The following is a 12799-nucleotide window of genomic DNA, read 5'->3' on the forward strand; positions in this document are numbered from 1 at the left end:
AAAGGACGTGGCGAACATGACGTTTGGCCAAACATTGCCTTTGCCCGGTTTTCTGCGCGCAGCGGTCGTCATCCTCAGCATGTTTTGCGGTGTTGCCGCAGGGCAGGCAGGGCAGGGCACTGCCGTGGTGCCGGAACGAACCATCTATCCCGGCGAGGAGCTTCTTGCCGAGCTGGTGCGGGAAGTCGTGGTTACCAATCCCAACCTTCGCGCCGGCTACGCCGCGGTCACCGAAGAGGTCCTGGGCAAGGTCACCACACGCACCCTGTTGCCCGGACGCACCATTCCCGTCGGCGCCTTGCGCGATGCCTGGGCGGTCGAGCGCGGCGCCACGGTGCCGTTGATCTTTGCCGGCGGCGGTCTGATCATCACAGCTGTCGGAACGCCGCTCGAAAACGCAGCGGTCGGCGATTTCATCCGCGTCCGCAATGTCGAGACCGGCGTCATCATTTCCGGCACGGTGCTGGGCGATGGCAGCGTGCGGGTGGCGACGCAATGATCCGCAGACTAGCCAAGATTGCCGCTGTCTGGGCCGCCATGCTCTGCCTGGCCGGCTCTGGTTCCTATCTGACCCCGGAGCCGGGGTTTTCCTTCGTGCAGCCCGCTGGCGCCGCCTCGCGCATCAAGGACATTGCCTCGCTGCAGGCCGCGCGCGACAACCAGCTCATCGGCTATGGTCTTGTCGTCGGACTGCAGGGCACCGGTGACGGCCTGCGCAATTCGCCCTTCACCGAACAGTCGCTGCGCGCCATGCTGCAAAATCTCGGCATTTCGACCGAAGGCGGCTCCTCGCGCGCCAACAATGTCGCCGCCGTCATTGTCACTGCCAATCTGCCGCCCTTTGCCAGTCTCGGTTCCCGCATCGATGTCACGGTCTCGTCGCTGGGCGACGCCACCTCCTTGCGCGGCGGCACCTTGGTGATGACCTCGCTGTCGGGTGCGGACGGGCAGATCTATGCGGTTGCCCAGGGCTCCATCGTGGTTTCGGGCGTCTCGGCAGAAGGCGACGCCGCCACCTTGCAGCAGGGGATCACCACCGCGGGACGGTTGCCCGGCGGCGGCATCATCGAGCGCGAGATCCCGGCAAAATTCAAGGAAGTCGGCGGTCTCGTCTTCCAGCTTCGCAATCCCGACTTTTCCACCGCGGTCGGCATGGCCGATGTGATCAATGCCTATGCCGAAGCCCGCTACGGCGGCGCCATCGCCGAGGCGCGCGATTCCACCACCGTCGCGGTGAGCAAGCCCAAGGCCGCCGATCTTGCCCGCCTTACGGCGGAGCTCGAGGGCCTGATCGTCGAGACCGACACGCCGGCGCGGGTGGTCATCAACGAGCGCACCGGCACCATCGTCATTGGCAGCGATGTGCGCGTGTCCCAGGTGGCCGTCACCCATGGCACGCTGACGGTGCAGATCAACGAAACGCCGACCGTCGTGCAGCCCGCCCCGTTCTCCGAGGGCGTGACGGCGGTCGAGCCTCTGACCGACATCACCGCGGGCGTCGACGGCGGCAAGGTCGCCATCATCGATGGCCCGGACCTGCGCACGCTCGTCGCCGGCCTGAATTCGATCGGCGTCAAGCCTGACGGCATCATCGCCATCCTCCAGGGCATCAAGTCAGCCGGTGCCCTGCATGCTGAACTGGTGCTGCAATGACCACTGAACATCCCGCCGGCCGCACGCGGCCCTTTCCCCGCTTTGGCGTTGTCGCCGCCATGGCGCTGGCCATGCTTGCGCCGGGCGCTCTTGCCCAGCAGGCGCCGCCGCAGTCGATGGAAGACGAGATCCGCTCGTTTTGCGGCAACATCGCCGACGCGGCGCGGGACCAGCGCTACCTGATCCAGAAGAAGGAACTCGAAGAGCTGCAAGCCGGCGTCGACGAGCGCATCCTGCGGCTGGACGAGCGCTCGATCAAATACAAGGAATGGCTGGAAAAGCGCGAGGAGTTCATGCGCGTCGCCGAATCCCAGCTTGTCGACATCTACAAGAACATGCGGCCTGACGCCGCCGCCGAACAGCTCGAGATCATTGCCCCGCAGGTGTCTGCGGCAATCATCATGAAACTCAGCCCGCGGCTTGCCAGCCAGATCCTCAACGAGATGGATTCCAAGATGGCGGCCGGCCTGGCCGGCATCATCGCCAGCGCCGCAGCACCAGACCAACCCGAGGATCCGTCATGATAAGGGCCATCGCCTTGACCGCCATTGCCCTTTCGCTTGCCGGATGCGGCTCCCAGACCCTGCAGGAAGTCGGCAAGGCGCCGTCGATGAGCCCGGTCGGCACCGGGCTGACCTATGGCGAGACGCCGCAGATGGCCGCCTATCCAAAACAGCCGCCGCAGCGCTCCAGCAGCTTCTCGCTGTGGGACGATCGCAGCTCGAAACTGTTCCAGGATGCGCGCGCTGTCAGCGTCGGCGACATTCTCACGGTTGATCTCGAAATCAACGACAAGGCAAGTTTCGACAACGAAACCGACCGCAGCCGCAACAATTCCAGCGGCATCAACGCCGCCATCAACATTCCGCTCATCGGCGCAGTCGGCAGCGGCGATCTCGATTACGGCTCCAACACCTCGACCAAGGGCCAGGGCACCACGGCGCGGTCCGAACAGCTCAATCTGCGGATCGCCGCAGTCGTCACCGGCATTTTGCAAAATGGCAATCTGGTCATCAGCGGCAGCCAGGAGGTGCGGGTCAATCACGAGCTGCGGATCCTCAACGTGGCCGGCATCGTGCGTCCGCTCGACGTCGATCACAACAATACGGTTGCCTATGACAAGATCGCCGAAGCGCGGGTGTCCTATGGCGGCCGCGGCCGGTTGACCGAAGTGCAGCAGCCTCCGGTCGGGCAGCAGCTCGTCGACATCTATTCTCCGATCTGACGAGCTGACCATGGCTGACACCGAAGAAGACGATGACGGAGGCAAGGGCAAATCCAAGAAGACCATGATCGTCACGCTTGCGGTCGTGGCCGTGCTCAGCCTCGTCGCCGGTGGCGGCGGCTGGATGCTGGGCGGCATCCTGGCGCCGCAGGTGGCCGAGCCCGAGGAGACCGCCGAGGCTGCGTCCCACGAGGAAGACGCAAAGAAGGAGGGGGAGGACGAGGAAGCCAAACCCCGGGAAAACCTGCTTCAGCTCGAACCGATCACCACAAATCTGTCATACCCGTCAGAGAACTGGATCCGGGTCGAACTCTCGCTCGTCTTCGAGGGTGATCCCGACATTGAAATGGCCGATGTGATCCAGCAGGACATCATGGCCTATCTGCGGACCGTCTCGCTTCAACAGATCGAGGGGCCGCGCGGCTTCCAGTATTTGCGCCAGGACCTGGGCGAACGGGTCAGGCTCCGCTCCAAAGGCCGCGTCAGCGACATCCTCATGAGGACTTTTGTGATCGAATGATCCGTTTCTTACCAGTCTTTGCGGCCATGATGGCATTCGCAACCGCGGCCCATGGACAGGCCATCGATCCGAGCCTGCTGCAGGTGCCGGTGGACGGTTCCGTTGCCAGCTGGATCATCCGGACATTCGGCCTGCTGACCGTGCTCTCGGTCGCGCCCGGCATCCTGATCATGGTGACCAGCTTCCCGCGCTTCATCATTGCCTTTGCCATTTTGCGCTCGGGCATGGGCCTGGCCACGACACCGGCCAACATGATCCTGGTCAGCCTCGCTTTGTTCATGACCTTCTATGTCATGGCCCCGACCTTTGATCGGGCCTGGGAAAACGGCATCAACCCGCTTCTGGAAAACCAGATCACCGAACAGGAAGCGATTCCGCTGATCGCCGATCCGTTTCGCGAGTTCATGCTGGTCAACGCCCGGCCCAAGGATGTGTCGCTGTTCATCGATATCGCCGCCGAGCGCGGCCAGGCGACCCAGTCCGAAGGCAAGATCGATTTGCGGGTGCTTGTGCCTGCCTTCATGATCTCCGAGATCCGCCGCGGCTTCGAAATCGGCTTCCTCGTGGTCCTGCCGTTTCTGGTCATCGACCTCGTCGTCGCCACCATCACCATGTCCATGGGCATGATGATGCTTCCCCCCACCGCCATATCGCTTCCGTTCAAGATCCTGTTCTTTGTCTTGATCGATGGCTGGAACCTGCTGGTGGGCAGTCTCGTTCGATCTTTCGTCTGAGCAGCTTAAACCCCTGTTAACCGTACTTAATTTGAATCCGCTTTCGACGGCCATATTATCTATTCGAAAGCCGATCCTCGTTATATGTAACTCCAGCACGACGGGAAGGAACCCCTTCGTGAAGCGAGTGGGTTCCGACAGGCATGATGCCGAAACGCCGTGACCGGTAAATACATAAGCCCGGTATGTCCCGCTTTAGTTTTGCGTAATCATAAGGGACAATCCTATGACAAGTATCATGACAAACGCTTCGGCGATGTCTGCCCTGCAGACCCTTCGTTCGATCAATTCCGACATGGAAACCACCCAGGCCAGCATTTCATCCGGTTACAAGGTCAGCTCTGCGGCCGACAACTCCGCCTATTGGTCCATCGCCACCACGATGCGTTCCGACAACAAGGCGCTGTCGACCGTTCAGGACGCTCTCGGCCTTGGTGCCGCGAAGGTCGACGTTGCCTATACCGGTATGGAATCGGCCATCGACGTGGTCTCCGAAATCAAGGCAAAGCTGGTTGCGGCCCGCGAGCCTGGTGTTGACAAGACCAAGATCGACAAGGAACTGACCGAGCTCAAGAACCAGCTCCAGTCCGTTGCGGAATCGGCCTCGTTCTCCGGTGAAAACTGGCTCAACAACTCCGAAACAACCGCATCCGGCACCAAGAACATCGTCGGCGGCTTCAACCGGGATTCGGCCGGACTGGTCAAGTTGACCACGCTTGATGTCAACACCACGTCGACAACGCTGATCGGTGCTGCCAACGAAAGCCTCGGTATCCTGACCAAGGACATCGATGCCGATGCGCTGGATGCGAACGGTACCGGTACGGCCCGGAACTACTTCCTGATCGACACCGGTTCGACCACGGGTACGACGGCTTCCGGCACGGAAATCTCGCTGACCTCCACGACAACCGATGCCCAGGTCGAGGACATGATCCGCGCGGTGGACTCGATGTTCACCCAGATGACCGACGCAGCAGCCAACCTCGGTGCGGTCAACAGCCGGATCTCGATGCAGGAAGACTTCGTCTCCAACCTGCGCGACTCCATCGACAAGGGCGTTGGCCGTCTGGTGGATGCCGACATGAACGAGGAATCGACCCGCCTGAAGGCTCTGCAGACACAGCAGCAGCTTGGTATTCAGTCGCTGTCGATTGCCAACTCCAGCTCGCAGAACATCCTGTCGCTGTTCCGTTAAGGGCCACGCCAGACACCAGTTGAGACTGGAACTTGATCACACGCCGGGGAGCAATCCCCGGCGTGTTTTCGTTCCAGCTCCGTGAAAATCTGCAATCTGGTTTCCCGCTTAAATCTTCGGTAACCATAATCGGTCATTTTGCCGTCAATGAATGACGGGTCGTTGATCGGAGTAAGCCGACGGCGACGAGCATGAAGCCTTGCCGTCGTTGCCGGTTGTTTGAGCCCGGTATGTCCCACGTATCGCTGTCTAAAGGGACACCACCATGACTAGTATTATGACCAACTCCGCCGCCATGTCGGCGCTCCAGACACTTCGTTCGATCAATTCCGACATGGAAACCACGCAGAGCCGCGTGTCTTCGGGTTATCGCGTTGAGAGTGCATCCGACAACTCGGCCTATTGGTCCATCGCCACCACCATGCGGTCCGACAACAAGGTTCTGTCGACCGTCAAGGACGCTCTCGGCCTTGGCGCCGCGAAAGTCGACGTTGCCTATACCGGCATGGAATCGGCCATCGATGTCGTTTCCGAGATCAAGGCCAAGCTGGTTGCTGCCCGCGAGCCCGGCGTCGACAAGACCAAGATCGACAAGGAACTCACCGAGCTCAAGAACCAGCTGGTCTCGATTGCTGAATCGGCCTCCTTCTCCGGTGAAAACTGGCTCAACAACACCGAAACAACCGCATCCGGCACCAAGAACATCGTCGGCGGCTTCAACCGGGATTCGGACGGACTGGTGAGCATCACCACGCTCGACGTCAACACCACGTCGACGACGCTGATCGGTGCTGCCAATGAAAGCCTCGGCATCCTGACCAAGGACATCGATGCCGATGCGCTGGACGCAAACGGTACCGGTACGGCCCGGAACTACTTCCTGATCGACACCGGTTCGACCACGGGTACCACGGCTTCGGGCGATGCAATCGCCTTGACATCCACCACAACCGACGCCGAAGTCGAGGACATGATCCGTGCGGTGGACTCGATGTTCACCCAGATGACCGATGCGGCTTCCAATCTCGGTGCGGTCAACAGCCGCGTCTCGATGCAGGAAGACTTCGTCTCCAACCTGATGGATTCCATCGACCAGGGCGTCGGCCGTCTGGTGGATGCCGACATGAACGAGGAATCGACCCGGCTCAAGGCGCTGCAGACCCAGCAGCAGCTTGGCATCCAGTCACTGTCGATCGCCAATTCCAACTCGGAAAGCATCCTGTCGCTCTTCCGTTAAGAGCGAGCTCAGGCGCCAGTTGAGACTGGATTTCATCACACGCCGGGGAGCAATCCCCGGCGTGTTTTGGTTTGGTGAAAAGATAATTAATGCAAATGGTTGGCGGTTAAAACTTCTGTAACCTTAACGCTTCATTCTCCTGCCTATGAAGTGACGGGTCGCTGATCGGGGTAAGCCGGTGGCGACGGGCATGAAGCCTTGCCGTCATTGCCGGTTTTTGAGCCCGGCATGTCCCACGTATCGCTGTCTAAAGGGACACCACAATGACAAGCATCATGACCAACTCCGCCGCGATGTCGGCGCTCCAGACCCTTCGTTCGATCAATTCCGAAATGGAGACCACGCAAAGCCGTGTCTCGTCGGGCTATCGCGTTGAGGATGCGTCTGACAACTCGGCCTATTGGTCCATTGCCACCACCATGCGGTCCGACAACAAGGCGTTGTCGACGGTCAAGGACGCGCTCGGTCTCGGCGCCGCCAAGGTCGACGTTGCCTATACCGGCATGGAATCGGCCATCGACGTGGTGTCCGAAATCAAGGCCAAGCTGGTTGCGGCCCGCGAACCCGGCGTCGACAAGACCAAGATCGACAAGGAACTGACCGAGCTCAAGAACCAGCTGGTCTCCATTGCCGAATCGGCCTCCTTCTCCGGTGAAAACTGGCTCAACAACACCGAAACAACCGCATCCGGCACCAAGAACATCGTTGGCGGCTTCAACCGGGATTCGGCCGGACTGGTGAGCATCACGACGCTGGACGTCAACACCACGTCGACGACGCTGATCGGTGCTGCCAATGAAAGCCTCGGCATTCTGACCAAGGACATCGATGCCGATGCACTGGACGCAAACGGAACCGGCACTGCCCGGAACTACTTCCTGATCGACACCGGTGCGACCACCGGTACGTCGGCTGCCGGCACGGAAATCGCGCTGACCTCAACGACAACCGATGCCCAGGTCGAAGACATGATCCGCGCGGTGGACTCGATGTTCACCCAGATGACCGATGCGGCTTCCAATCTCGGTGCGGTCAACAGCCGTGTCTCGATGCAGGAAGACTTCGTCTCCAACCTGATGGACTCCATCGACAAGGGGGTCGGCCGTCTGGTGGACGCCGACATGAACGAGGAATCGACCCGGCTCAAGGCGCTGCAGACCCAGCAGCAGCTCGGCATTCAGTCACTGTCGATCGCCAATTCCAGCTCGGAGAGCATTCTGTCGCTCTTCCGTTAAGATCGCGCCGGACCGGAACCGCCTTCGGGTGGTTCCTGATCAGCCGAACGAATACAGGCCGCATCGGAAACGATGCGGCCTGTTTGCGTTGGCGCGCGCGGCCCACCGGATATCGCACCGGTTTTTTTGCCCGATCGAACTCTATTCCATTAACAAGGGGTTGAATTAACTGTTGGTTAACCATAAGCGTTTACCTCTTAGTTACCAACGGTGAACCGGAACGCATGGGCAATGTCTGCTCCGGGTTGCATGATGCAAGATCACCGTAACCGGAACACACAGGCCGGTATGTCCCTGGGCAATTTATGGGGCACTTATTATGACCAGTATTATGACCAATGCAGCCGCTATGGCCGCGCTGCAGACACTTCGTACAATCAATACCGATATGGAAACGACCCAGGCGCGGGTGTCTTCGGGCTTCCGCGTCGAGAATGCCGGCGACAATGCGGCCTATTGGTCGATCGCAACGACCATGCGATCGGACAACAAGGCACTTTCAACCGTGAAAGACGCTCTTGGCCTCGGCGCCGCAAAGGTGGACATCGCCTACACCGCGATGAACAGTTCCATTGACGTGATCTCTGAAATCAAGGCCAAGCTGGTTGCGGCTCGCGAGCCTGGTGTTGACAAGACCAAGATCGACAAGGAGCTCACCGAGCTCAAGAACCAGCTTCAGTCGATCGCCGAATCAGCCTCGTTCTCCGGTGAGAACTGGCTCAACAACTCGGCCCTCACGGCAGCCGGTACCAAATCGATCGTCGGCGGCTTCAACCGCGACGTCAACGGTCTGGTGACGATCACCACGCTCGATGTCAACGTCAGCAGCATCACCATGATCGGTGAGAACAACGAGAGCCTTGGCATCTTGACCAAGGATATCAATGCCGATGCGCTGGATGCGAACGCTACCGGTACTGCCCGGAACTACTTCCTCATCGACACCGGTTCCACAACCGGCACCAGCGCTGCCGGCGCGGCAATCACGCTGACTGCGACGACATCGGACGCCGAGGTGGAAGACATGGTTCGGGTGGTTGATTCCATCCTCAGCCAGATGACCGATGCCGCTTCCAATCTGGGTGCGATCAGCAAGCGTGTCTCGATGCAGGAAGACTTTGTCGCCAATCTGATGGATTCCATCGACAAGGGGGTCGGCCGCTTGGTTGACGCCGACATGAACGAGGAGTCGACCCGGTTGAAGGCGCTGCAGACTCAGCAGCAGCTGGGCATCCAGTCTCTCTCGATCGCCAACTCCAATTCGCAAAACATCCTGTCGCTCTTCCAGCAGTAAGCCTGGGCTCGCTCCCGTGGTGAGCGAAATCAATTACCGAATTCTGCTGTGCCGCCGGTCATCGGTCATGGCGGATCAGCTGGACCGCACCAATATTGCCCTTGGTGCGGTCCAGCGGCTATTTGGGCACGCTCGATCTCTGCCGCTCCACGGATGCGGCCCATCGTTCATGCTCACACAAGTTTTGCTCTTTAGGTATGGGCGGCGCGTGACGGCACGGTTGAACCCTGCCGTTCCCGCCTTCGCCTTTCGAAGGGAAAGACATTGAACCGGTCATCGCCATTCACCGAGATCAATCGGAGACGATCATGACGGCCAGTCTTGCCCGGCTTCTGCCGGACTTCGAGGTCTCCGGCATCAACAGTCTTCATGCCGCCCGGCGCAATCGCCCGGAAACCGCACCGGAGCCTGAGCGTGGACCCGAAATCGATCTCGAAGCCCTGCGCGCCGAAGCGAGGGCCGAAGGCGAGGCGGCTGCACGCGCGGAGCTGACCCAGAGCCTCGACCTGGCCATGCAGGCGGAAAAGAGCCGCCATGCGGAAGAGCTCTCCGCCCTGCGGACCGAACTCGAAATGCTGGCAGCCCGGACGATACCGGACGCGATCGCCGCCCGCAGCGCCGGAATTGCCGAACAGGTGGCCGGCGATGTCGAAGCCGTGCTGGCGCCGCTGATCGACGAGACCATACGCGCTCGCATCCTCGAAGGTCTGGCTGCCGAGATCCGCACCATCCTCGCGCTCGAAAATGCCGCCAGGATATCCGTCTCCGGTCCCGAAGGCGTCACCACCGCCTTGCGCGATCTCATCGGCGCGGAGGCCGACAGGCTCACGGTGCGCGAGACTGACGGCGTCGATGTTGAAATCGAGGTCGACCGGACCCGCTTTGCCAGCCGGATATCGGACTGGACCCAGGCGCTTGCGGAGAACCTTTCATGAGTGACGGTTCATCCACCCATCAGGGCAAGAACGAAATCATCATCGTCAAGCGGCGCCACGGCGGCGATCACGACGGCGCCCATGGCGGCGCCTGGAAGATCGCCTATGCCGACTTCATGACCGCGATGATGGCGTTCTTCCTCGTGATGTGGCTGGTCAATGCCGCCAATGAGGAAACCAAGGCCTCTGTGGCCAGCTATTTCAACCCGATCAAGCTGATGGATGACCGGCCGACCGACCGTGGCATCAAGGAAGTCGGAAACAGCTCGGAAGGCGAATCCAGCGCGCCGAAATCCGAAGCCGACGGCGATGTCACCAGCAATGGCCAGGATGGCGAGGCCGGCGACAAGGACAACACCACCATCGGCGAAAAGGAATCCTATTCCGAAGCCGACTATTTCGAAAATCCCTATTCCGTGCTGGCCGAAATCGCCATGGAAACCGGAACCGAGACAAATGTCTCCTCGAAAGGCGACGGCGGCGCGGCGGATTCCGGTCCCGCGACCGGAGCCAACGGCGGCGAAGCCTATCGCGACCCGTTCGACCCGGATTTCTGGTCCAAGCAGATCGAACAGGAGCGCAAGGCGCTCGAGGAAAGCCAGGCAATGGTCCGGGCGGACGGTTTTGAGCAAAACCTCGCTTCCGCCGATGCCGTTGACGAACTTGGCAACCAGATGACGAGCGAACAGAACGGCAATCCTGCGGCAGGCCAGATGGGCGAGCAGAGTGCCGAGACCGCGGGCAAGGGCGGCACCGGCGCAGATGCCGGCGACCAGACCGCTGCCGGACGGGCCGAGAGCGAGGCGGAAGCCGAGGTGCTCAAGAACGAGATCGCCGGGGCGCTCGGCGGCGCGGTTGGCAAGCTCGCCGAAGGGCTCTCTGTGACCCCGGCCGAAGGCGGCCTGCTGGTGTCGATCACCGACCAGCTCGATTTCGGCATGTTCAATGTCGGTTCCGCCGTCCCGGCGCGCGACCTGGTGGTGGCCATGGAAAAGATTGGCCAGATCCTTTCCGAACGGGACGGGTCGATCGCCATACGCGGCCACACCGATGCGCGTCCCTTCGCAACCGGCAATGGCGACAATTGGCGCCTGTCGATGGCGCGGGCCCATTCGGCGCTGTTCATGCTGGTGCGCGGCGGCGTGCCCGAGGACCGGATCGTCCAGGTTTCGGGATTTGCCGACCGGCGGCTCAAGGACCCGGAAAATCCGTTCTCCGAGGTCAACCGCCGTATCGAAATTCTGGTTGAGGCCAAGGGAGCTGACCGTGCGGCGTAGGTTCAGCCCAGGTCCCGTCAGCCTCGCCGTCCTGATGGCGATGCTTGCCCATGGGGCTCTGGCAGAGGACAAGCCGTCCGGCCACGAGGCCGCCGACGGTCATACAGCCGCGGCGACCGAAACCCATGCGGATGCGGCCCAAGCCGGTGACGCGCATGCGGACATGGCCGAAACCGCCAACGACACCGGTGCCGAGGCGCAAGCGCCGATCGGTGTGACGGCCCCGTCCTCCGGCGCCGGTGATTCCGGTTTCCCGATGGCGGGCAACATGGAGGCGCTCGAACCCTACAAGCTGCTGCGCTCGCTGCAATTCGTGCAGGACAGCGTGGTCCAGGGTGACCATTCGGCGATGGAGATGCAGCGCTATCTTCTCGGCGTCATCGACAAGCGATTGCGCCAGGCCGAACAGAAGGTGTTTGACGATCCGCGCAATGTCGATGCGGCGCTGATCTACGCCATGAGCGGCGGCAACCCCGAAACGCTCGAAATCCTGGCGCTCAATGACAAGTTCGGCAATTTCGACAATGAAGTGACCACCGTGCTCCGGGCTTATCTGAGCGGGCGGGCAGCCCGGACCCGGACAACGCTCGACGAGGTCGTGAAGGTCTATCGCGACACCGATATCGGTCCCTATCTCACCCTCGTCGCCGCCAATGTGATGGCAGCCACCAATGACGCCGCTGCGCTGGACATGTTCGACTGGGCCCGGCTGGCCGCCCCGGGCACCTTGGTGGAAGAGGCAGCCCTGCGCCGGTCGCTGTTCATTTCGGCCAACAAGAACCTGGTCGAGCGGGCTCTCGACTATGCCCAGCTCTATGCCCGGCGCTTCATCAACTCGCCCTATGCCGGGCAATATGCCGATCTTCTCGTCGATCTGGTGGTGCTGCATTACGACAAGGTCGGAGAAGACCGCCTCAACCAGATCCTGTCCTTCATGGACGCGCCGCGCAAACGCGAAGTCTATCTCCGGATTGCCCGCAAGGCGGCGATCTCCGGTCTGCGCGACCTGGCCGTCATCGCCTCCGACAAGGCCGAGGCGCTGCTCACACCGTCCGACATTGCGCCGCAGGCCCTGGCCGACCTTTACTCGGGCATGGCGAAGATCCCGACCGATGGTGTCGCGTCGGTTCTGGCCGATATCAACGGCGTCTCCAACCGCCAGTTGTCGGCGCGCGACAAGGCCTTGCGCGCAGCCGCGGTGATCATTGCCGAAGAGGTGATCCGCAAACCCGACCCGAACAGCTTCACACAAGCATTGTCGCCCAATGTGCAGGCACCGGATCTGGCGGAGGCCGGTCAGGTTCCGGATGGCGCCGACGGCATGCCCGATCCCGGGGATGACACGGCGCAGCTCTCCCCAGAGGAAGAGGAAACCGCCGCCAAGGACAATGTGTTCCGCGCATATGTCTCGGATCGCAAGCAGACGCTCGAGCGCATCGACAAGATGCTCGAGGGAGTGGAAGAGGATAAAGGGTCTTGAGTGCTTTGGAC

At 61.2% G+C, this 12799-nt stretch carries 13 protein-coding genes; all 13 read left to right on the top strand.

Annotated features, from left to right (window positions below; genetic code table 11):
- The first annotated feature begins 16 nt into the window (after positions 1-16).
- Positions 17-499, top strand: a complete 483-nt coding sequence (gene flgA, locus OEG82_RS05705) for a flagellar basal body P-ring formation chaperone FlgA (RefSeq protein ID WP_425497549.1) — start codon at positions 17-19, stop codon at positions 497-499.
- A gap of 38 nt (positions 500-537) precedes the next feature.
- Positions 538-1653 carry a flagellar basal body P-ring protein FlgI gene (locus OEG82_RS05710; RefSeq protein ID WP_425497632.1) on the top strand — a complete coding sequence of 372 codons (1116 nt, stop codon included), beginning with the start codon at positions 538-540 and terminating at the stop codon, positions 1651-1653.
- Positions 1650-2177: a MotE family protein gene (locus tag OEG82_RS05715; RefSeq protein ID WP_267611468.1), complete on the top strand. Its 528-nt coding sequence runs from the start codon at positions 1650-1652 to the stop codon at positions 2175-2177. The genes OEG82_RS05710 and OEG82_RS05715 overlap by 4 nt, the downstream gene beginning before the upstream one ends.
- Complete coding sequence (flgH, locus tag OEG82_RS05720) at positions 2174-2878, top strand: flagellar basal body L-ring protein FlgH (RefSeq protein ID WP_267611469.1); 705 nt, start codon at positions 2174-2176, stop codon at positions 2876-2878. Before OEG82_RS05715 ends, flgH begins: the two co-directional genes overlap by 4 nt.
- A 10-nt stretch (positions 2879-2888) precedes the next feature.
- A complete protein-coding gene (locus OEG82_RS05725; protein WP_267611470.1) occupies positions 2889-3398 on the top strand; it encodes a flagellar basal body-associated FliL family protein in 510 nt (169 codons plus the stop codon).
- Complete coding sequence (gene fliP, locus OEG82_RS05730; protein ID WP_267611471.1) at positions 3395-4132, top strand: flagellar type III secretion system pore protein FliP; 738 nt, start codon at positions 3395-3397, stop codon at positions 4130-4132. Before OEG82_RS05725 ends, fliP begins: the two co-directional genes overlap by 4 nt.
- 226 nt (positions 4133-4358) lie before the next feature.
- Positions 4359-5330 carry a flagellin N-terminal helical domain-containing protein gene (locus OEG82_RS05735; protein ID WP_267611472.1) on the top strand — a complete coding sequence of 324 codons (972 nt, stop codon included), beginning with the start codon at positions 4359-4361 and terminating at the stop codon, positions 5328-5330.
- A 265-nt stretch (positions 5331-5595) separates the two neighbouring features.
- Positions 5596-6567 (top strand): flagellin N-terminal helical domain-containing protein, encoded by a 972-nt coding sequence (locus tag OEG82_RS05740; RefSeq protein WP_267611473.1) that lies wholly within the window; start codon positions 5596-5598, stop codon positions 6565-6567.
- Between the two features lie 263 nt (positions 6568-6830).
- Positions 6831-7802: a flagellin N-terminal helical domain-containing protein gene (locus OEG82_RS05745; RefSeq protein ID WP_267611474.1), complete on the top strand. Its 972-nt coding sequence runs from the start codon at positions 6831-6833 to the stop codon at positions 7800-7802.
- Positions 7803-8121: 319 nt separating this feature from the next.
- Positions 8122-9096 carry a flagellin N-terminal helical domain-containing protein gene (locus OEG82_RS05750; RefSeq protein WP_267611475.1) on the top strand — a complete coding sequence of 325 codons (975 nt, stop codon included), beginning with the start codon at positions 8122-8124 and terminating at the stop codon, positions 9094-9096.
- A 308-nt stretch (positions 9097-9404) separates the two neighbouring features.
- Positions 9405-10031, top strand: a complete 627-nt coding sequence (locus tag OEG82_RS05755; protein WP_267611476.1) for a hypothetical protein — start codon at positions 9405-9407, stop codon at positions 10029-10031.
- Positions 10028-11308, top strand: coding sequence for a MotB family protein (locus OEG82_RS05760; RefSeq protein WP_267611477.1), 1281 nt, complete (start codon positions 10028-10030; stop codon positions 11306-11308). The genes OEG82_RS05755 and OEG82_RS05760 overlap by 4 nt, the downstream gene beginning before the upstream one ends.
- The gene (locus OEG82_RS05765; protein WP_267611478.1) at positions 11298-12788 is read left to right on the top strand and encodes a chemotaxis protein; all 1491 of its coding nucleotides are present in this window, start codon (positions 11298-11300) and stop codon (positions 12786-12788) included. The genes OEG82_RS05760 and OEG82_RS05765 overlap by 11 nt, the downstream gene beginning before the upstream one ends.
- Positions 12789-12799: the final 11 nt, after the last annotated feature.

The organism is Hoeflea ulvae, assembly GCF_026619435.1.
GTDB classification, from domain to species: domain Bacteria; phylum Pseudomonadota; class Alphaproteobacteria; order Rhizobiales; family Rhizobiaceae; genus Hoeflea; species Hoeflea ulvae.